This is a genomic window from Haloarcula regularis, assembly GCF_029338315.1.
GTDB classification, from domain to species: Archaea; Halobacteriota; Halobacteria; order Halobacteriales; family Haloarculaceae; genus Haloarcula; species Haloarcula regularis.
Genome location: NZ_CP119794.1, coordinates 1,511,079 through 1,531,195 on the forward strand (window position 1 = coordinate 1,511,079; position 20,117 = coordinate 1,531,195).

Genomic DNA, 20,117 nt, shown 5'->3' on the forward strand with positions numbered 1-20,117 from the left:
GTCAGGCCCCCGGGACGATGGTCGTGCCGTCGACCGCGTCGTCCTGGACGGCCTGGCGGACGCGGTCGGGGTCGGTCCCGTCGAGGACGACCGCCTCGATTCCCGAGCGCTGGATGACTTTCGCGGCCAGCAGGTCGACCGGGGCGTTGCTCCCGGCGTTTATCTCGTTGCCGACGACGATGTCGACGAGTTCGTCGGCGGTCAGTTCGTCGAAGCGGGTCGCGTCGGGATCCTCGTTCGGGTCGGCGTCGTAGACGCCGGGCACCGAGGTGGCATAGACGAGCAGGTCGGCGTCGACGTACTCGGCGAACGAGGCGGCGACGGCGTCGGTGGTCTGAGCGGCGACGATACCCCCCAGGACCGGCACCTCGCCCCGGCGCATGGCTGCACGACCCTCGTCGTAGCTCTCTGCCGGCGCGGGCGCGGCCAGGTCGTCGAGCGCGGCCGTCAGCAGGCGGCCGTTCAGGCGCGTGACGGCGATGCCCAGCTGATCGAGTTCGATCTCGTTTGCCCCCAGCTCGCGAGCGGTGCCGATGTACTCCCGCGCGGTCGGGCCGCCGCCCACCACGGCGCCGAGGCGGTGACCCGCGTCCGCGAGCGTCCGGACGACGTCCGCGTAGGCTTCGACTCGGTCCGATTCCAGGTCGGGAGCCAGGACGCTCCCCCCGACGGAGACGACGACTTTCATTGGCCCGGCGTAGCCACGATGCGGTCTTAAGGGTTGTCAAGCCCACTGACGAACCGGCCGCCTCGACCGGCCGACGCCACGCCACACCCGGCAATAAATTCCGTTAAATGCGGCGTTGAGTACGTGAGAAATCGGTTTTACACAGGGAATAGAGCGCCCACAGTCGCTCGCCAAATTACCCCCTCAGAAGCGTTTGTAAAATTTCTAAGCACCTCTCGAACCGTCGTAAAGTCGATTTTTCGTTGATTTCGGCTGAAAGTGACCGAAGAGACTCGAAGGTTCCTTTCTTTATATACTCATCCCGGAGCAAGGGGGTAGTGAGGTGACACAGATGAGCGCGACAGTTTCCCCTGCTACGAAAGAAGAGCCCTCCAAAGAAGAACGCCTGAAGTCCTTCCTCACCGAGAAGGCGGCCGACGGCGAGATGTACTTCAAGAGCAAGTTCATCGCGGACGAAGTCGGCCTCTCCCCGAAAGAGATCGGCGCGCTGATGGTCAAGCTGAAAGACAGCGCGTCCGAGCTTCGAAGTCGAGAAGTGGTCCTACACCAGCGCGACCACGTGGCGCATCGAACCCGCGTAACCGCCCCAGCCGGTCCCCTCTCCTTCGATCGTCCGCGCTTTCGGACCCATCCGGTCGGCCCGACCCGGCGGGTCCACCGAACGCCACACCGTCACACGCCCGGATAGCCGACCCTACCCGGGTAGTGAGGTCCTTCGGCCCGGTATGGCCGACAGTATATTAGTAGCCAGCGCCCATATCGAGTGACGATGAGTCGCTCCGCCGACGACCCGCCCGCGCCGGCCGAGTTCTCGGACATGTTCTTCGTGACGGCCGTACGGCGAGACGGGGAGGCGGTCCGGTACGTCGGTGACTCGCTGGTTCCCCCGGAGACACTCCTCGCCGAGCTTCGCCCCCTGTTCCGCGAGCGGGGCTATACGGTCTCCCTCCAGCGGCGGTCGGCCGCCACAGGGCCGACGGACGGCGGGACGACCCTCGACAACGCCTCGCGGGGCCGGACCGCACCGTACGAACTCGTCGCCGAACCCACCGGGACCGACACGGGCGGCGTGCCGTGGCTGAACGTGGTCCTCTTGCTCGTGACCGTCGCCTCGACGCTGTACGTCGGCGCCAGCCGGTGGTACTACATCCCGGTCTTCGAACAGCCCTGGCGCGTCCTCGAGGCCTGGCCGTTCGTCGTCGCGATGCTGGGTGTGCTGGGCATCCACGAACTGGGCCACTACGCGGCCGCGCGGTACCACGGCGTCGACGTGACGCTTCCCTACTTCATCCCATTCCCGTCGCTGCTGGGGACGATGGGCGCGGTCATCAACATCCGCGGCCGCATCCCGGACCGGACGGTCCTGTTCGACATCGGCGTCGCCGGCCCGCTTGCGGGCCTGGTCGCGACGGCCGTCGTGACGGTCGTCGGCCTCTCGCTTGACCCCATCACCGTCCCCGAACGGGTCGCTGAGGGCGGTGCGAACTACGTCATCACCTTCCAGGACCCGCTGCTCCTGCAGGCGCTCGAGTTCCTGGTCCGGTCAGCGGGACTCGGCGCGGAGTACGGCCCCGGCACGGCCGTCCACCCCATCGTCTTCGCCGGGTGGGCCGGGATGTTCTTCACCTTCCTGAACCTGCTGCCGGTCGGGCAGCTCGACGGTGGGCACATCGTCCGCGCGATACTGGGCCCGCGCCAGGAGACGGTCGCCGCGGCCGTCCCGGGCGGCCTGTTCGCGCTGGCCGGCTTCCTCTATTTCACCCGCGACCCGCCGCCGGTCGGCTTCGGCGTCTGGACGCTGTGGGTGTTCTGGGGGCTGTTCGCGACCGGGCTTGCGTACGCCGGCCCGGCCAGGCCGACGGTCGACGACACGCTCGACCGCCGGCGGGCCGCCCTGGGTGTGGTGACCTTCGCGCTCGGCCTGGCCTGTTTCACGCCGGTCCCATTCGAGATCGTGGCCGCCTGACCGCCGGTCAGTGCGAGTAGCCCCGGTCCGGCAGCGGGTCGCCGTCGAGCGTCACGCCCGACTCGGTGATTCGGCCGATGCGGTGGAGCGGGCAGGGGACCGCCTGGCGGGCGGCGTCGAGGTCCGGTTCCGGCACCGTGCAGACAAGTTCGAAGTCCTCGCCGAGAAAGAGGCCGAGTTCACGGCGCTCAGCGGCGTCGGCCGCCACCTCGTCGACGCGCTCGTCGATGGGCAGGGGCGACTCGACGGCGGCGCCACAGCCGCTGGCCGCCGTCAGCTGGTGGAGCGAACGGGCCAGACCGTCACTGGAGTCCAGCATCGCCGTCGCGTAGGGACTGAGTGCGGTCCCGGCAGCCACCCGCGGTTCGAAGCGAAAGAGGGCGTTCGCGCGCTCGATTTCGCCCCGCTCGAACAGTTCGAGCGCGACCCCGGTCCGGCCCAGCGTCCCGGTGACACAGACCGCTTCGCCCGGCGAGGCCCCGGAGCGCAGGACCGGGTCCTCGACCGCGCCCAGCGCCGTCGTCGCGACGGTGAACTCCTCGTGGCCGTCGAGGTCGCCGCCGACGTACTCGGCGCCGACGGCCGTACAGACGTCGCTGGCCCCGTCGACGAACGACAGGAGGTCATCGGCGTCGAACGCCGGCGCCCCGTAGACGGCCACTGCGGCCGTCGCCCGACCCCCCATCGCCGCCACGTCCGACAGCGAGGCACCGACGGCCCGCCAGCCGGCCGTGTAGCGGGTCGTCCCGTCCGGGAAGTCGGTGCGGTCGTGGAGCATGTCCGTCGTGAGGACCTGGCCGTCGACGACGGCACAGTCGTCGCCGGCCGCGGGCAACCGGTCACCGAGGAGCGCGAGCGCGGCCTGTTCGTCCATACCGGTCAGTGGTGATCGGTGCCCAAAACGGTCGGGGATTGCGGTGCCTTCATACCCGCGACGCGCGAGGGCACCGATATGGACGAGAGCCGGTGGGCGACGGTCCTGGGCTTCGCTGGCACGCTGGTCGTGCTCTCGGCGCTGGTGCTGGTCGTCGGCGTCGACGACACCGTGCGGGCGCTCACCCGCGCCGACCCGGCGGCGGTGGCGGTTGTGGTCGCCATCGCCGTCGTCTGGCTCACATCGTGGGGCCTGGCGCTGTGGACCATCCTCCGCGCGCTGAACGCGCCCATCGCGGCCCACCGCGCAGTCCTGCTCTTCGCTGGCGCCGTCTTCTCGAACAACGTCACACCCTTCGGCCAGGCGGGCGGGGAACCGCTCAGCGCGCTGCTCATCTCGACGGCCGCCGACAGCGAGTACGAGACCGGACTGGCGGCCATCGCCAGCGTCGACACCATCCACTTCGTCCCCTCGGTGGGCTACGCCATCGTCGGGTTCACGTTCGTCGCGGCTGGGGCAGTCCGACTCGGCCGGAACCTCCTCTTTGCCGCCGCCGCCGTCGCCGTCCTGGCCGTCGGTCTCCCCGTCGCCGCGTACCTGGGCTGGCGGTACCGCTACGAGCTGGAGGCCGCCGTCGTCAGGCTCTTCACCCCGCTCATCCGCCTCCTCGGCCGTATCGCGCCCCGTCGCTCGCCGCCCACCGCCCGGATCATCGAGGACCGCATCGAGAGTTTCTTCCAGGCTATCGATCGCGTCGCGACCGACCGGTGGACGCTGCTCCAGACGCTCGGCCTCTCGGCGCTGGGGTGGGCCTGTCTGGCCGCCTCGCTGTGGACGTCGCTGTACGCCGTCGGGTACAGCGTCCCACCGTCGACGGTGCTGCTCGTGATCCCGGTCGGCAGCATCGCCAGTCTCGCCCCGCTTCCCGGCGGGTCCGGCGCCATCGAGGCCGTCCTGGTGACGCTGCTGGTCTCGACGGCCCCGGTCCCGGCGGCGGCGGCCACCTCCGCCGTCCTCGTCCACCGCGGCGCGACCTACCTGCTCCCGACGATCGTCGGCAGCGGCGTCGCGACGGCGCTGGGCGTCGACCGCGCCGTCGAGTTGAACCGCGAGGACGAGTGACGCGGCGAGGGGGCACGTGAACGGTTCACTCTCCGGACCAGGGAACGATGCGCTTAAATGACGGCGACGGAAAGAAAGCGGCAATGACGACACTCTACGACGTTCCCGCCGAGGACCTCATCGAGGCCCTCACGGAGACGCTCGCCGAGGAGGACGCCATCGAAGCACCGGAGTGGGCCGCGTTCACCAAGACCGGCGTCGACAAGGAACTGCCCCCGGAGCAGGAAGACTTCTGGCCGCGACGCACCGCCAGCCTGCTCCGCAAGGTCGCCGTCGACGGCCCCGTCGGGGTCAACCGCCTGAAGACCGAGTACGGCAGTTCCAAGCAGGGCACGACCCGCTACCGCGTCCGACCACACCAGAAGACCGACGGCTCGGGGAACATCATCCGGACCGCCCTCCAGCAGCTCGAGGAGGCCGGCTACGTCGAGACCAGCGAGAACGACGGCCGCCGCGTCACCGGCGAGGGCCGGAGTCTCCTCGACGACACCGCCAGCGAGGTCCTCGAGTCCCTCGACCGTCCGGACCTCGAACGCTACGCCTGACCACCGCTCTCCAGTTCTTCCGTCACTCTCGACCGCCTCGAGCGGCGGGTGAGTCGCTAACGCTCCCCGCTCGAGATGGCGAGGCCCTTCGCTTCGCTCAGGCCCTCGCTACCTCCCGCTCCACGGCTCCCTCCGGTCACCGTTCCGCTTCGAGGGTCTTCGCTTCGCTCAGGCCCTCGCTACCTCCCGCTCCACGGCTCCCTCTGGTCACCGTTCCGCTTCGAGGGTCTTCGCTTCGCTCAGGCCCTCGCTACCTCCCGCTTCACGGCTCCCTCTGGTCACCGTTCCGCTTCGAGGGTCTTCGCTTCGCTCAGGCCCTCGCTACCTCCCGCTTCACGGCTCCCTCTGGTCACCGTTCCGCTTCGAGGCCCTTCGCTTCGCTCAGGCCCTCGCTACCTCCCGAAATTGTTTTCCGCCCGACTCCAGTACGTCTAGCCAGTCATGAGTGGCGACCCAAGCGAGGAAGAGCTCGAGGAACTCCGCCAGAAGAAGATGGAACAGCTCAAAGAGCAACAGAGCGAGGGCGGGGACGCCGAGGCCCAGCAAGCCGCCCAGGAGCAGGCCGAGGCCCAGAAGAAGGCCATCCTCCGCCAGCACCTCTCCGACGGGGCCCGGAAGCGGCTCAACACCGTCAAGATGTCCAAGCCGGAGGTCGGCGAGCAGGTCGAACAGCAGATCGTCTCGCTGGCCCGGGCCGGCCGTCTCGGCGAGCAGATCGACGAGGAAAAGATGAAACAGCTGCTCTCGGAGCTGACGCCGGACTCGAAGAGCTTCGACATCAAGCGCCGGTAGATGCGCTGTGGGTTGCTGTACAGCGCGGGGAAGGATTCGACGCTCGCCGCCCTCTTGCTCGAGCAGTTCTACGACGTGAGGCTCGTCAGTTGTACGTTCGGCGTCGTCGACCCCGAACCGGCCCGTGAGGCGGCCGCGAGCGTCGGGTTCGCTCACGAGACGGTCGAACTGGACCCCGCCGTCGCCCGCGAGGCTGTCGACCGGATGCACGCCGACGGCTTTCCGCGCAACGGTATCCAGCGGGTCCACGAGCACGCCGTCGAGACGGTCGCCGAAGGCGGGTGGACCGACGCGCTCGACGCCGTCGCCGACGGCACCCGCCGGGACGACCGCGTACCGACCGTGGAGCGACCGTTCGCCCAGAGCGTCGAGGACCGCTTCGACGTGGACTACCTGGCACCGCTGGCTGGCGTCGGCCGCGGTGCCATCGACGCCATGGCCGCCGCCTCGCTCGATGTCGAGACGGGACCGAGCGACGAGATACGGAAGGGCGACTACGAGGTGGAACTGCGGGCGCTGCTGGCCCAGGAGTACGGCACCGACGCCGTGACGTCGGTGTTCCCCGAGCACACCCAGTCCCGCGTCCGGGGCCGCACCTGACCGGTCCAGGACGGGCGGCAGCCGCCGTCCGGGTCGAACGGACAGGTTCAAGCGCACGGTGCCTGTAGGCCGCGACATGTACGACTCCGTCAAGGGCTTTCGCGACTTCTACCCCGAGGAGATGGGAGCCCGCCGGTGGGTGATGGACACGCTCGAGGACACCGCTCGCCGCTACGGCTTCCGTGAGATCGGGACGCCGGCGCTGGAACCGACCGAAATGTACGTCGACAAGAGCGGCGAGGAGATCGTCGAGGAGCTCTACAGCTTCGAGGACAAGGGCGGCCGCGACGTGGCGATGACACCCGAACTGACGCCCACCGTCGCCCGGATGGTCGTCGCCAAGCAACAGGAGCTCTCCAAACCGATCAAGTGGGTCTCGACCCGGCCGTTCTGGCGCTACGAGCAGGTCCAGCAGGGCCGCTTCCGCGAGTTCTACCAGACCAACGTCGACATCTTCGGGTCGTCGGAGCCCGCCGCCGACGCCGAAATCCTGGCCGTCGCCGTCGACATGCTGACCGACCTCGGCCTGACCGGCGACGACTTCGAGATTCGGGTCTCCCACCGCGACATCCTCGCCGGCCTCCTCGAATCGTTCGAGGCCGACGTGGACGTCCGCGAGGCCATCCGCGCCGTCGACAAGCGCGCGAAGGTCGACCAAGAGGAGTACCACGACCTGCTGGTCGAGGCGGGCCTGAACTACGGCCAGGCCGACAAGTTCGACGAGATGCTCCAGGTCGAGGCGGACGAACTCGACGCGCTGGCCGAGATTACGGGCTCGGAGGCAGTTCGGGAGGCCACGGAGAACCTCCAGGCCGTCCTCGCGGCCACGGCGGACTTCGGCGTCCGCGAGCACCTGACGCTCTCGCTGACGACCGCCCGCGGGCTCGATTACTACACCGGCGTCGTCTTCGAGTGTTTCGACTCGACCGGCGAGGTCTCTCGCTCGGTGTTCGGCGGCGGCCGCTACGACGACCTCATCGAGGGCTTCGGTGGCCAGCCGACCCCGGCCGTCGGGTTCGCGCCGGGCCACGCGACGCTCGGCCTCCTCTGTCAGCGCGCCGGCGTCTGGCCCGAGGAGGAACTCTCGACGGACTACTACGTCCTGCAGGTCGGCGACACCCGGCCGACCGCCGCACGGATCGCCCGCGACCTGCGCGAGAAGGGGCACGTCGTCGAGAGCGACGTCGCCGGCCGTTCCTTCGGCGCACAGATGGGCTACGCCGACGGTATCAACGCCGAGACGGTCGTCATCGTCGGCGAGCAGGACCTGGCGAACGACGAGGTGACGCTCAAGGAGATGGACGAGGGCGAACAGACCACCGCGCCGCTCGCCGAGTTCCCGGGCGAGTACGACCGGCCGACCTTCGAGGACTTCGCCGAGTGAGTCACAGCTCGAGTTCCATCTCGTGTTCGGCCCGGTCCCGGACCGTCGTCTCGAACCCGACCGACTTGTAGAGGTTCATCGCGACGAGGTTCGTCCGCTCGACTGCCAGCCAGACGTGGCCGAGCCCGTTGGCCTGGCCGTACCCCAGCAGGACCCTGATGAGCCGTGACCCGATGCCGATGGTCTGGTACTCGGGGTGGACGAAGATGGCCACTCCGCCGTCTCGTCGTACGGGAACAGCACCGCGTGGCCGACGACCCGGGCCTCGTGCCAGGCGGCGACGCTCAGCCCCTCCGCGAGCAGGTCGTCGAGCCACTCCCTGATCTGGGCTTCGCCGCGCGGCGGGAGCCCCTGTGCCCGCGAGTCGTCGTCGTAGTCGAGGTACATCTCCGCGAGCGGGTCGGGCCCCCCGTCGTAGGCGGTGATCCGGATGTCGTGGCCGGCCCGGTCGGTGAACTCCAGGGGCGGGCGGGGAAACTCGGTGCCTTCCTCGGCGGACGACTCCATGTCTCGGGGGTTAGTCGGGACGGCAATAAACCCCGCCGCCGTTCTCGCCGAGCGAGAGCCGGACGGCACAAGTGCCCTGCCCGCCAAGGGCCGTCGATGCGCGCCTTCCGCGTCGCCTACGACGGCCGGCCGTACTACGGCTTCCAGCGCCAGCCCGACGTCGAGACGGTCGAGGGGCTGCTCCTGTCGGCGCTCGACCGCCTCGGCGTGACCGACGGCGACACCCCCGAGGGGTACGCCGCCGCCGGGCGCACGGACGCCGGCGTCTCAGCCGTCGCCCAGACCGTCGCCTTTGCGGCCCCCGAGTGGCTCTCGCCGGCCGCGTTCAACAGCGAACTCCCGGCGAGCGTCCGAGTGTGGGCGAGTGCACCCGCACCGGCGGACTTCCACGCGACACACGACGCCACCGAGCGCCGGTACACGTACCACCTGCACGCGCCAGACGCCGACGAGGACCTGGCGCGGGCGGCCCTCGACGCGCTCACCGGCGAGCACGACTTCCACAACCTCACCCCGGACGAGTCCGGGACCGTCCGGCACCTTCGCGGCTCGCTGGAGCGCGACGGCGCGTTCCTCGTCGTCACGCTCCGGGCCGGGGGGTTCTGTCGCCAGCTCGTCCGGCGGGTAGTCGGCCTCGTCGCCGAAATCGCCCGGAGCGAGGCCACACTCGAGAAGGTCGACCGGGTCCTCGGGCCCGACCCGCTGCCGGGGCCCGAGGGCGTCGCTCCCGCCCCGGCGTCCCCGCTGGTGCTGACCGGCGTGGCGTACCCGGACGTGACCTTCGAGACGGACCCCGAGGCCGCCGCGAGCGCCAAGGAGGTGTTCGCCGACCTGCGTGCCGAGCGCCGGGCCGGGGCCCGCGTCGCCGACAGCGTCCTCGAAGGGCTGGAGTGAGAGCAAGGTTTAGACTAGCATTGGTTCAGAGAGCCAGCCGGGGCTTTCTGGCTGTTCGTATCCGCAATCGGTCGACGAAACACCACCTGGAGTGAGCCTGGAAAGGCTTACTTCCGGGCCGACCCTACGCCGGGCCATGAGTTCGGTACCCGTACGCAGCGAGGTCGACGAGGAGTACAAGTGGTCCCTGGAGAGTCTCTTTGCCTCCGACGAGGAGTGGGAGGCGGCCTTCGAGGAGGCCGAGTCGCTGGTCGAGGACCTCGCGGCCTACGAGGGCCGGGCGACCGAGGACGCCAACACTCTGCTCGAGACCCTAGAGACCTACGAGCGGACGATGCGGACCGTCTCGAACGTCGCGGCCTACACCCGGATGCGCCGCGACGAGGACACGACCGACGACACCTACCAGGCGCTGACCGCCCGCGCCCAGTCGCTGTCCGCCGACGCCAGCAGCGCGGCCTCCTTTCTCGAACCCGAACTGCAGGAGCTGGACTACGGCGACATCGACGCGCTCGTCGACGCCGAACCCGCCCTCGAGGAGTACGACCACTACTTCGACGACGTCCTCCGAATGAAACCACACCCGCTCGGCCGAGGTCGAGTCGCTCCTGGCCGAACTCGGGGAGGTCACCGGCGCGCCAGGCGAGGTGTACAACATGCTCGCCAACGCCGACATGGAGTTCCCGACCGTCGAGGACCCCGAGGGCGACGACCAGCCCATCACGCTCAACAACTTCACCACCCTCCAGAAGCATCCGGACCGCGAGTTCCGCGAGCGGGTCTACGAGGCCTTCTACGACGAGTGGGGGACGGTCCGCAACGCCGTCGGCGCGGCCTACAAGAACTCGGTCAAGACCGACGTGAAGATGGCCCGGGCGCGCAACTACGACACCGCCCGCGAGGCCGCCCTCGACGGGCCCAACGTTCCGGCGGAGGTCTACGACACTCTGGTCGACACCGTCGACGAGAACCTCGACACCCTCCACCGGCACGCCGACCTCAAGCGCGAGGCGCTCGGGGTCGAGAAGTTGCGGATGTGGGACCTCTATGTCCCGCTGGTCCAGGAGGAGTCCCCGACCATCGAGTACGAGCAGGCCTGCGAGTACGTCGTCGACGCCGTCGCGCCGCTGGGCGATGCCTACCAGAGTCGCCTAGAGACGGGGCTGGACTCCCGCTGGGTGGACGTCTACGAGACGAAACACAAGCAATCGGGAGCGTACTCCGGGGGCACGTACGACTCCCAGCCGTTCATCCTGCTGAACTACCAGGACGACGTCGAGTCGATGTACACGCTGGCCCACGAGCTGGGCCACTCGCTGCACTCGGAGTACACCAGCGAGACCCAGCCCTACGTCTACTCGGGCTACGAGATCTTCGTCGCCGAGGTGGCCAGTACGGTCAACGAGACGCTGCTGACCCACCACCTCTTAGAGACCGTCGAGGACGAGCGACTGCGCCGGCACGTCCTCAACGAGTACCTCGAACGGTTCCGCTCGACCCTCTATCGACAGACCATGTTCGCCGAGTTCGAGCACCGCACCCACGAGATGGCCGAGGCCGGCGAGCCGCTGACGCCGGACCGCCTGGACGACCTCTATGCCGACCTCAAGGGCGAGTACTACGCCCCGCCGAACTCGACGACCGCATCGCCCGCGAGTGGATGCGCATCCCGCACTTCTACCGGGCGTTCTACGTCTATCAGTACGCCACCGGCATCTCGGCGGCGGTGGCGCTGGTCGACAACATCCTCGAACACGGGGAGGGGGCCGCCGAGCGCTACATTGATTTCCTGCGTAGCGGCTCCCGGCAGTACCCGCTGGAACTCCTGCGTGACGCCGGCGTCGACATGGCCAGCCCCGAACCGGTCGAGTCGGCGCTCGACACCTACGCCGAGTACCTCGACGAGTTCGCGAGGCTAAACTGACACAGCCGACGCAGCGGGCGTGTGGCCACCCAACGGCCCCGGGCATCGACCGAGCGGCAGTCCGGATACCGGCCCACGGGGGATACGTACATTGTTATCGAGACTCAACGTGAGTTTAATATTGTGGAGATATTACACTATCGCGATGCAATATTCGAAACCGTCACCGCGGTGTGACTGTACCCCAGTCGTCGGAACGCGGTTCGGCGGCGACGCCGGACGCAGCCCGGCCGAAGCGGTCGTCGAGGCTGTCGCGGCCGCCGAAGGCGTCGCGTCACTCGAACTCCCCTCGCTGTACGACGAGATCGACCTGGAGTCGGTCGACCGACTGTTCTCGGAGACCACCCCGCCGTCGACCCGCCCCACACTGCTGCAGTTCTCCGTTCTGGGATGGAAGGTCTACCTTCGCAGCGACGGCGCGCTCCGTGTGTGTGACCCCACACAGAGTACCGACACTGGACCGGTATTCGAGAAAGCGATCTGTGATTGAGCGGACCGGGAAGCTGAGTGTATCTCGCGCCCCGCGAGGTGCTGACGACTTGCGGGCCAGCGCCGCCACTCAGACGACCGGGTGACTCTCGCCGTACGTGGCCAGCACCACCGCGCTCGCGTAGTCGTCCGCGGGCGCGACCGACTCGACGTGGACGGTCTCCTCGACGAAGTCCCACTCGCGCAGGTCCCGGCCAGCGGCGAGTCCCTCGCGGATCTCCCGGCGCACCTCGTCGGGATCCTCGCCGTCGACCTCGTAGAAGATGCCGGGACCGTCGGCCGTGCGGGCCCACCCGATGCCTGCGGCTGCTCGCTCGCCCGGCGCGGCGGTGGCGGCCGACTGCACGACCTCCAGCGCCTCGCCCGGCGGCCCGAGGTCCGGCGCCGTCCCGGCGACCTCGATGTCCGGCCCGGCGGGGATGACCGACGAGAGCGTCACCAGGTTGTAGTTGTGGACGCCCGCCTCGGCGAGGGCGGCGTCGTACGCGGACAGCTCCGTCGGGCCGTGGGCGGTCCCCCACACGACCCGAATCGTGCTCATAGGCGTTGGTGGACGACCCGGAAGGTAAGGGGTTTCGCTTCTCGGTGTCGGCGTCTCTGGTGACAGGGTCGGTGACAGACGTGGCACTCGGAGAGAGCACCAGAACTACTCGGAGATCAACTTGTAGCACATCCCGGGCCGACTCGCCTCGCCGTCGACGGCCCGTTCGGCGTAATAGATCGCGTCCTCGGTGACCAGCGGCGCGCTGGTCGCGTGGCCCCGTCCCTCGAAGCGCCACGTCTCGCTGCCGTCGGCGCGGGCCAGCGCGTAGAGGTGGGTGTCGTACGAGCCGATCAGCACGTGGTCGGGCGTGGCGACGACGCTGCCGATGAGCCACCCGCCGGTCTCGAAGCGCCACTGCTCCTCGCCGCTTTCCAGGTCGATGGCGTAGACGTTGTCGTCGTGGCTGCCGACGTAGACGGTGCCGTCGTGGACGGCCGGCGCGCACATGTTGTCCTGGCCGGTCTCGAAGGTCCAGCGGACCGAGCCGTCCGCGACGTCCAGCGCTGTCACCGTCGCGGCCCACGAGGGGACGACGGCGACGCCGTCGGCGATGGCGATAGGCGCCTTCACGTCGCCGCCGGTGTCGTAGGACCACTCACGTTCCAGGTCGGGGAACGACCAGGCGTAGACGTGCCCGTCGTTCGAGCCAAAGAGAAGGCGGCCGCCCTCAACGTCCAGCGCCACCGTCGAGTGGGGGTGGTTCGTCGGCCAGGTGTCGCGCCACTGGACGTCGCCGGTGGCGGCGTCGACGGCCGCGACGCTCCCGCTTGGCGCGGCGTGCTCGACGGCCGTGTACAACGTGCCGTTGTAGTAGGTGGGACTCGCTCCGATGGCGTCGCCCAGCTCGGTGCGCCACTGGCGGCGGCCGGACGCGAGGTCGATGGCCGACAGCGCCCCGTCGTAGGTGCCGACGTAGGCGGTGTCGTTGGCGACGACCGGAGTGCCGTGGCTCCCGCGGGTCGCCTGCGTGATGGTCGCGGCCCACAGCACTTCGCCGCCGGGCGAGAGCCGGCGGATGCGTCCGGTGTCGTCGGCGAGCACGACGTCGCCGTCCGGCGTCGGTGCGGGACTCCCCTTCGCGGCGGTGTGGTCACCACGGTTCGTCGGCACCGACCACGCCTCCGTCACGGCCGCGGGTATCGAGCGGTCCTGATACCCCTGGTTCAGCGGCCCCTGGCGGAACTGCGTGGCCGCGTGTTCGTCGAGCGCCGTCGAGGCCAGCGGGTCGAATCCCGACTGACAACCCGCGAGCGACCCGACGACGGCGGTACCGGCGGCCGCGAGGAAGGCCCGTCTCGTCTGTCCCGCCTCTGTCATGGCAGGCGCTACCGGGTGGGGCGGCTTAAACGCGCGGCGTCACTCCGGAGAGCGGGCCTGCTCGAACCGGCTGGCGGGCAACAGCAACTCCGCGACCTCCGGCAGGTGTTTCATGTTGAACACGATCTTCATGTCGTCGGAGACCGGCGCGCTGATACACGAGAGGCGGATGCCCCGCTCGAAGAGGTCCGGCGGGAGGACGTGGCTGGCCGGCGACGGCATCTCGCCGTCGACGACGGCCACCGCGCAGTTCGTGCAGGCGCCGCCGCGACAGGCGAAGGGCCAGTGCAGGCCGCTCTCCTCGGCGGCCTCGAGCAGCGTCTGGTCCTCGCTGGCCCGGAACTCGCCGTACGCGGCCGCCCCCAGGTCGGCGTCGGCCGCCCGCTCGAAGAGGTCGGGGTCCTCGAGCGACCAGCCCCGGTCGACGACGGCCTCGTAGTCCAGATACTCCACCCGGAGCCCCTCGGGGTCGGGCGGCTCCGCGGGTTCGGTGTCGGGTTCCTCGTCCGCGCCGGCCGGGTCCGCCGGGGCCGCCGGGTCGGGGTCGGGGACCGGGTCGCCGGGTCGATAGCCCGCCTGGATGCGCTCGTAGGCGGTCTGTACCATCCGAAACTCGCGGGCCGACCCGCCCTGGTCCGGGTGGACCTCCTTGACCCGGTCGCGGTAGGCGTCGACGATGGTGGCGTCGTCGGCGTCCGGGTCGACGCCGAGAATCTCGAACGGTGATTCCACGCCTGCCACTAGCGAGGTGGCGTATAAATTTGTGTTCCCACACTGGTTTGCCGTCCCCGGGTCGCCGTCAGACGAAGGCGATGGGGCCGGTGTTCTCGTCTTCCTCCTCGCGGATCTTCGCGAGGGCGTCCCGGAAGTCGTCGTACTCGACGGTCGTCCGGTCGTCGCGGATGGCGAACATCCCGGCCTCTGTCGCGAGCGAGGCGAGTTCGGCCCCGGAGAGCCCCGCGGTCTCGTCGGCGAGCGCCGCGAAGTCGACCGCGTCCGCGAGGCTCATCTCCTCGGTGTGAATCTCGAGGATGCGCTCGCGACCCTCGGCGTCGGGTTCGGGCACCTCGATGAGGCGGTCGAACCGGCCCGGGCGCAGGATGGCGCGGTCGAGCATGTCGAAGCGGTTGGTGGCCGCGATGATGCGGACCTCGCCGCGGTCGTCGAAGCCGTCCATCTCCGAGAGCAGCTGCATCATCGTCCGCTGGACCTCGGCGTCGCCGGAGGTCTTGGACTCGGTGCGCTTCGAGGCGATGGCGTCGATCTCGTCGATGAAGATGATGGCCGGTTCGCGCTCGCCGGCGAGTTCGAAGAGGTCACGCACCAGGCGTGCGCCCTCGCCGATGAACTTCCGGACGAGTTCCGAGCCGGCCATCTTGATGAACGTCGCGTCCGTCTCGTTGGCGACGGCCCTCGCGAGCATCGTCTTGCCCGTGCCGGGCGGCCCGTGGAGGAGGACGCCGCTCGGTGGTTCGATGCCGACCGTCTCGAACTGCGCCGCGTCGACCAGCGGCGCCTCGACGGCCTCGCGGACCTCGCGGATCTGGTCCTCGAGACCCCCGATGTCGTCGTAGGTGACGTCGGGCGACTGGGAGATCTGCATGGCCTGAGCCCGCGAGTCGGTTTCCGGGTCGAGGATGGTCTTGATGGAAAAGGAGTCGTTGATGGCGACCCGGTCGCCGGCCTCAAGATCGTCCCGGACCGAGGGCGAGACCTCCGTCAGGACCTCCTGGTTGTTGCCGTGTTGCTTGACGATGACGCCGTCGTCGGTCAGTTCTTCGGCCGTCGCGACGTACAGCGACGACGTCTTCAGCGTCTCGTTTCCCGTTCGAGCTTCTCGACCCGGCCGGTGAGGTCCTCCTGCCGGCTCCGGGCGGAGTCGAGCTGTTCTGTGAGCTGTTCGTTCACGCGGACAATCTCTGCGAAGTGCTGCCGGAGGGCCTCCAGACGCTCGTCGGGCGTCATGTCGGGGTCGAGCTCCAACCGTGGTCGCTCCGGAAGCGAGGGACTACGCGACATTTGGGTGGCCGTAAGTAGAGGGCTGGGGGACAAAGTTCCTTTGGGTCGTGGGAGTGTTTCACAGGAGGCCGAAGGTTTTTCGCGCGACGACATGCCGGGTCGGACCAGTCACAGGAGTCCGTGATCCCTCGTCGCGTCGACCGTCGCGTGCCGGCGAAGCAGGGCGTCTCGGCGCCGCTGTAAAGCCACCGGGTTTTAGTACCCCACCCCCTAAGTATGGGAGAACGTCCATGTATGGAAACTCGCCGTTCGGTGGAGAGACGGAGGAAGTGACGCTCACCGCCGAGCAACGCGACCAGCTCCGGAAGGACCTGGCGAGCGTCGCGGCCCGGACCCGCGAGTTGCTCCCCAGCGAGTTCGTAGTGGGCTCTGAGATCCACAACAGCGAGACGGGCCCGCGGGCGACCATCGCGGTCCAGCCGCCCGTCGGCTCCGTCGTCAGCGCGGACTACCGACCGGAGGACGCCGAGAGTTCGAGCATCACGTCGGACGAACGCGACGAGCTCGCCCAGGGTATCGCCGCCTCGGCCGCCCTGCAGGTCAAGCAGGTGCTGGGCGAGGACACCGCCCCGACCGCACAGTAAGTCGCCACCGAACGCACTCGTTCTGTCCGGCCGCCGCCGGCACGTCTCGAGCGGTCTTTCGCACCGAATTAGCGCAGCTCTTCGTCGATGACGTCGGCGGTCCGCAGCGCCAGGGCGGCGATGGTCAGCGTCGGGTTGTTGGCACCGCCGGTCGGGAACACGCTCGAGGAGGCGATCCAGAGGTTCCCCAGGTCGTGGGTCCGGCAATACTCGTCGACGACGCTCTCCTGGGGGTCGGTGCCCATCCGGGTGGTCCCCATGTGGTGTGAGCTCATCTCGCGGTCCTCGAGTGTCAGCGTGCCCGTGATCTCCGCGCCGAGGGCGTCCATGATGTCGGCCTGCACCTCGAGACAGTACGCCATGGTCTCGCGCTCGTGGTCGCTGTCGGAGAGTTCGATGGAGGGGACCGGCCGGTCGTACGTGTCGGTCGTCGAGCGGTCAAGCGTCACCCGGTTCTCGGCCCGGGGAAGCATCTCGCCCGCGCCTCGGATGGAGACGGGATAGGGCGGCCCGTCCGTCGTCGGGAGCTCGAGGTCCTCGCCCAGCTGGGTCTGACTGAACGGGTCCGTGGCCAGGCCGGCCATGTCCTCGACGGAGCCAACCGCACCGAGGAGCTGGGACATCGCCGGGTCCCGGGTCTGTGCGCCGCCCGAGTTCGACGCCGCGTTGTTGCCGAACGTGAGGTGGAAGCTCCCGGGGACCGGGTCCTCGTGGTCGTAGAACTCGTCGCTCCGACTGGAGACCCAGCCGATGTTGTTCTGCCACGTGGGGTCGTCCAGCACCGCCCGCGTCTCGACGCTCGGATGGTCCATGAGGTACCGGCCGACGGCGCCACTGGAGTTGGCGAGGCCGTTAGGGTACTGGTCCGAGTCCGAGAGCAGGAGGAGGCGCGGCGTCTCGATGCCGCCCGCGGCGACGACGAAGTGGTCGGCCTCCTGGCGGTACTCGGTGCCCTCGGGGGTGACGTAGACGACGGACTCGACCGAGTCGCCGTCGTCGTCGTGTTCGATAGCGAGCACCTGCACCTGGTCGACGATTCGGGCGCCCTCGGCCTCGGCCTTGCGGGCGTGGACCTCGGCGCTGTACTTCGCGCCGGACGGGCAGGCGTTACAGACGCCGTAGCCGATACAGCCCGAACGGCCGTCGTAGGCCTCCGAGTTGATGGCCTTGGGCTGGGTGGCCATCGAGATGCCCAGCTCGTCGCAGGCCTCCCTGAACAGCTCGTCGGAGTAGCTCGGCGCGAACCCCTCGAGGGGATACGGCGAGTCCCGCGGCGGCCCGTGGGGGTTGTCGTCGATACCCGAAACGCCCATCTCGCGCTCGGCGAGGTCGTAGTAGGGGCTCAGGTCGGCATAGGAGATGGGCCAGTCCGTCGCCAGGCCGTACCGGGACTCCATCTCGAAGTCCTTCTCGTGGAGCCGCGGCGTGTTCCCGTCCCAGTGCAGCGACGTGCCGCCAACGGCCTTGACACGGACCTTGTTCAGGCGCGCGAAGATGTCGCCGGTCGAGGAGTAGCGGTCCCGGGCCTCGTCGACCCAGAAGGCCTCGCGCTCGAAGTCGGGGCGCAACCACATCTCCATGCGGCGGTGGTGGTCCTGCTGGGTGTAGCGCTCCCCGGCGTCGAGGACGACGACGTCGTGACCCCGGCGCGCCAGCGAGTAGGCCATGATAGCGCCCGCCGGCCCCGCGCCGACGATACAGACGTCGGCCGGCGACGGTGACCGGTCTTTGCCGTCGCTCACTGGCCGTCACCTCCCGGCCCGCGCTTGTAGACGTCCGTGCCGCCGGGGTACCCCGGCGGGTTGGCGATGCCCGTCAGGTCGCTGCTCTCGGGCGCGGTCAGCATGACGTAGAGCAGGTCGCCCAGGAGGTAAAAGCGGACCCGCTCGGCGGTCGTGCCGTCCGCCGTCGGGTGTACCTCGGTGGCGCCCATCGAGTGCAGGACGCCGCGGCGGTGCCCGGGCGAGAGGGCGGTCACCGGCCCGCCGAACCGGGCCCGCGCGTGTTCGTCGACGGCCTCGACGGCCGCGACCAGCTGGTCGAAGTGGCCCTCCTGGGGCTCGACGCGGCCGAAGACACGGTTCTCGATCCACGACTCGTCGACGGGCATCGAGGGCGGGTAGATGGCCTCGGCCAGGGCCGTCAGTGTCTCGATGTGGGCGTCCGAGGCGGGCGCGTCACTCGCGTCGCCACCGCCGCCGGGAGTCAGGCCCGCACCGCCTCCGACGCCGTACCCGTAGCCACCGGCGGCGACGGCCGCACCGCCGAGCGCGGCGAGCAGCTGGCGCCGCGAGAGCGACGGCAGGTCGTCGCGCGTGTCCGTCAGGGTCGACTTGCTGTCAGTCATTATCGGTCCCCCCGTTGACGAAATCGATGTCCGGCGTCGGCGACTGGACCCGTGTCCGACCGAGACTGACCAGGACCCACGAGAGGACGCCGGCCAGCGGCGCCGACAGCACCACCGCGAGTTCGCCGTAGCGGTAAACGGACAGTAACACCGCACTGCCCACGGTCGCCACGAGCGACCCGGTTCCCAGCAGGCCGGCGACGTAGTAGGCAAGCTGGATGTCGGTCGGGAACAGGCCCAGGTCGTGCGCGAGCAGGTCGGTGCCGATGGCCCCGACGAGCCACGCGGCCCCGACGACGAACAGGGCGAGGGTCGTCAGCCGGCCGGGTCGGGTCCCCACGGTCGCTCGCGGGACCGAGACAGCACGGCCGAGACGTCGCGCGGTGACGATGGCGGCGACGCCGACGAGGCCGGCGACGAGGACGCCGGGGAGCAGGTCGGCTGCGGCCGTGTAGAACCGTTCGTGGCCGGCCACCGTCGCCACCCACGCCGAGGCCGCCGTGGCGTACAGCCCGGCGACGACGGTGCCCACGACGTAGGACCGGAGCGCGCGCGGGGGCGACCGGACCGAGAGACGGGCACGGCCGCCGGCGAGGGCGGGCGAGAACCACGCGAGTAGCCCGACGAAGACACAGAGCCAGACGGCGAGGGTGAGCGTCCCAACGCCGACGGCACCGCGGAACAGGTCGTGTATCACGAGACCACTGGTCCCACCGAGCGCGGCCGACGGACCGACGAACAGCGCCGCAGCGACCAGGAGGCCACCGACGACGGCGACCGGAATCCTGGCCGACGTGGCCACCGCCACGAGCAGGAAGCCGGCCCCCGACGCGAGGGCGACGTGTTCGGGCACCACCGGTGTGGCGACCGAAGACCGCTGTAGTTTCTCCCACATATACGTGGACAGAACGACCAGACTGGCATAGTAACAGAGTCCCTGAAGTGCCGCGGGCACGGTCGAGCGAGGGTGCAGAACCGGAAAGTCGTCCGAAGAAACCGTACGAACGCCACAGTTCCAGTCTCCGCCTCGTTCGGGTTCGCTGAGTCGGTTGCTGGCGTCGCCGCCTCGAATCCGGTCGGTCGTCACGGTGGGAGACGGCCCTGGCGCGGGGGAGCGTGCTCAGCCAGCAAAACACGCAGATTCGACGTTTCAGGGCGGGAGTAGGGACCGACTACCGGCAACCAGTGCCGGCGTCACGCCGTGTCGTCGGGCGGGTCACAGAACAGCGCGTAGCCGATGGAGCCGCCGGCGGGCAGACTGCCCGCACCGAGTGCGGTCCAGAGACTCAGCGAGGAGGTCAGACCCCCGACGGCTGCCACCAGCATCGACAGCGCGATACTGAGGAGGACGAGGTCAGGTGTCGAGAGACCGAGCATCGTGTCTGCGGGTAGACACGCCCGCTAATTAAATATTATTACTCGCCCGCGGGATGGAGATGAGTCCCACCTCCGGCACGAATCTGGTGTGGCCGGCGCCCGTCACTTGCCCCAGAACGGGTCCGTGTCTTACTTAGATTCTAC

Annotated in this window: 18 protein-coding genes and 4 pseudogenes; 11 read left to right on the forward strand and 11 right to left on the reverse strand. The window is 69.2% G+C overall.

Annotation, left to right across the window (positions count from 1 at the left end; genetic code table 11):
• Position 1: 1 nt before the first annotated feature.
• Complete coding sequence (pyrH, locus tag P1N55_RS08195; protein ID WP_276278425.1) at positions 2 to 688, reverse strand: UMP kinase; 687 nt, start codon at positions 686 to 688, stop codon at positions 2 to 4.
• A gap of 331 nt (positions 689 to 1,019) precedes the next feature.
• Between pyrH and P1N55_RS08200 the strand changes: the two are divergent.
• Both P1N55_RS08200 and P1N55_RS08205 read left to right on the forward strand, forming a co-directional pair.
• Positions 1,020 to 1,269: pseudogene (locus tag P1N55_RS08200) on the forward strand (DUF7123 family protein).
• Positions 1,270 to 1,457: 188 nt separating this feature from the next.
• A complete protein-coding gene (locus tag P1N55_RS08205) occupies positions 1,458 to 2,654 on the forward strand; it encodes a site-2 protease family protein (RefSeq protein ID WP_276278426.1) in 1,197 nt (398 codons plus the stop codon).
• 7 nt (positions 2,655 to 2,661) lie between these two features.
• On the opposite strand, the gene thiL is transcribed toward P1N55_RS08205, so the two are convergent.
• Positions 2,662 to 3,528, reverse strand: a complete 867-nt coding sequence (gene thiL, locus P1N55_RS08210; protein ID WP_276278427.1) for a thiamine-phosphate kinase — start codon at positions 3,526 to 3,528, stop codon at positions 2,662 to 2,664.
• A gap of 78 nt (positions 3,529 to 3,606) precedes the next feature.
• Between thiL and P1N55_RS08215 the strand changes: the two genes are divergently transcribed.
• From P1N55_RS08215 to hisS, 5 genes are all read left to right on the forward strand, one after another.
• Complete coding sequence (locus P1N55_RS08215) at positions 3,607 to 4,650, forward strand: lysylphosphatidylglycerol synthase transmembrane domain-containing protein (RefSeq protein WP_276278428.1); 1,044 nt, start codon at positions 3,607 to 3,609, stop codon at positions 4,648 to 4,650.
• Positions 4,651 to 4,733: 83 nt separating this feature from the next.
• Entirely contained in the window at positions 4,734 to 5,195 is a 462-nt protein-coding gene (locus P1N55_RS08220; RefSeq protein ID WP_276278429.1) for a 30S ribosomal protein S19e, read from the forward strand.
• A gap of 441 nt (positions 5,196 to 5,636) precedes the next feature.
• Positions 5,637 to 5,987, forward strand: coding sequence for a DNA-binding protein (locus tag P1N55_RS08225; RefSeq protein WP_276278430.1), 351 nt, complete (start codon positions 5,637 to 5,639; stop codon positions 5,985 to 5,987).
• On the forward strand, positions 5,988 to 6,587 hold the full coding sequence (locus tag P1N55_RS08230; protein ID WP_276278431.1) for a DUF7411 family protein: 600 nt from the start codon (positions 5,988 to 5,990) through the stop codon (positions 6,585 to 6,587).
• Between the two features lie 76 nt (positions 6,588 to 6,663).
• The gene (gene hisS, locus P1N55_RS08235; RefSeq protein WP_276278432.1) at positions 6,664 to 7,971 is read left to right on the forward strand and encodes a histidine--tRNA ligase; all 1,308 of its coding nucleotides are present in this window, start codon (positions 6,664 to 6,666) and stop codon (positions 7,969 to 7,971) included.
• Position 7,972: 1 nt separating this feature from the next.
• Here the strand turns inward: hisS and P1N55_RS08240 are convergent.
• A pseudogene (locus P1N55_RS08240) lies at positions 7,973 to 8,478 on the reverse strand (N-acetyltransferase family protein).
• A 96-nt stretch (positions 8,479 to 8,574) separates the two neighbouring features.
• Between P1N55_RS08240 and truA the strand changes: the two are divergent.
• The 3 genes and pseudogenes from truA to P1N55_RS08255 all read left to right on the forward strand — a co-directional run bounded on the left by truA (position 8,575) and on the right by P1N55_RS08255 (position 11,786).
• Entirely contained in the window at positions 8,575 to 9,372 is a 798-nt protein-coding gene (gene truA / locus P1N55_RS08245) for a tRNA pseudouridine(38-40) synthase TruA (RefSeq protein ID WP_276278433.1), read from the forward strand.
• Between the two features lie 136 nt (positions 9,373 to 9,508).
• A pseudogene (pepF, locus tag P1N55_RS08250) lies at positions 9,509 to 11,296 on the forward strand (oligoendopeptidase F).
• A gap of 145 nt (positions 11,297 to 11,441) precedes the next feature.
• Positions 11,442 to 11,786 carry a HalOD1 output domain-containing protein gene (locus P1N55_RS08255; RefSeq protein WP_276278434.1) on the forward strand — a complete coding sequence of 115 codons (345 nt, stop codon included), beginning with the start codon at positions 11,442 to 11,444 and terminating at the stop codon, positions 11,784 to 11,786.
• Between the two features lie 69 nt (positions 11,787 to 11,855).
• Here the strand turns inward: P1N55_RS08255 and P1N55_RS08260 are convergent, their stop codons facing one another.
• From P1N55_RS08260 to pan2, 4 genes and pseudogenes are all read right to left on the reverse strand, one after another.
• The gene (locus P1N55_RS08260; RefSeq protein WP_276278435.1) at positions 11,856 to 12,326 is read right to left on the reverse strand and encodes a pyruvoyl-dependent arginine decarboxylase; all 471 of its coding nucleotides are present in this window, start codon (positions 12,324 to 12,326) and stop codon (positions 11,856 to 11,858) included.
• Positions 12,327 to 12,431: 105 nt separating this feature from the next.
• The gene (locus P1N55_RS08265) at positions 12,432 to 13,646 is read right to left on the reverse strand and encodes an outer membrane protein assembly factor BamB family protein (protein ID WP_276278436.1); all 1,215 of its coding nucleotides are present in this window, start codon (positions 13,644 to 13,646) and stop codon (positions 12,432 to 12,434) included.
• Between the two features lie 39 nt (positions 13,647 to 13,685).
• A complete protein-coding gene (fer, locus tag P1N55_RS08270; protein WP_276278437.1) occupies positions 13,686 to 14,378 on the reverse strand; it encodes a ferredoxin Fer in 693 nt (230 codons plus the stop codon).
• 67 nt (positions 14,379 to 14,445) lie between these two features.
• Positions 14,446 to 15,665: pseudogene (pan2, locus tag P1N55_RS08275) on the reverse strand (proteasome-activating nucleotidase Pan2).
• Positions 15,666 to 15,895: 230 nt separating this feature from the next.
• Here pan2 and P1N55_RS08280 point away from each other — a divergent pair.
• Positions 15,896 to 16,249: a DUF5811 family protein gene (locus tag P1N55_RS08280; RefSeq protein ID WP_276278438.1), complete on the forward strand. Its 354-nt coding sequence runs from the start codon at positions 15,896 to 15,898 to the stop codon at positions 16,247 to 16,249.
• A 68-nt stretch (positions 16,250 to 16,317) separates the two neighbouring features.
• Here the strand turns inward: P1N55_RS08280 and P1N55_RS08285 are convergent, their stop codons facing one another.
• The 4 genes from P1N55_RS08285 to P1N55_RS08300 all read right to left on the reverse strand — a co-directional run bounded on the left by P1N55_RS08285 (position 16,318) and on the right by P1N55_RS08300 (position 19,973).
• Positions 16,318 to 17,991, reverse strand: a complete 1,674-nt coding sequence (locus tag P1N55_RS08285; RefSeq protein ID WP_276278439.1) for a GMC family oxidoreductase — start codon at positions 17,989 to 17,991, stop codon at positions 16,318 to 16,320.
• On the reverse strand, positions 17,988 to 18,596 hold the full coding sequence (locus P1N55_RS08290) for a gluconate 2-dehydrogenase subunit 3 family protein (protein ID WP_276278440.1): 609 nt from the start codon (positions 18,594 to 18,596) through the stop codon (positions 17,988 to 17,990). The genes P1N55_RS08285 and P1N55_RS08290 overlap by 4 nt, the downstream gene beginning before the upstream one ends.
• Entirely contained in the window at positions 18,589 to 19,449 is an 861-nt protein-coding gene (locus P1N55_RS08295) for a hypothetical protein (protein ID WP_276278441.1), read from the reverse strand. The genes P1N55_RS08290 and P1N55_RS08295 overlap by 8 nt, the downstream gene beginning before the upstream one ends.
• A 341-nt stretch (positions 19,450 to 19,790) precedes the next feature.
• Positions 19,791 to 19,973 (reverse strand): hypothetical protein, encoded by a 183-nt coding sequence (locus P1N55_RS08300; protein WP_276278442.1) that lies wholly within the window; start codon positions 19,971 to 19,973, stop codon positions 19,791 to 19,793.
• Between the last annotated feature and the right edge of the window lie 144 nt (positions 19,974 to 20,117).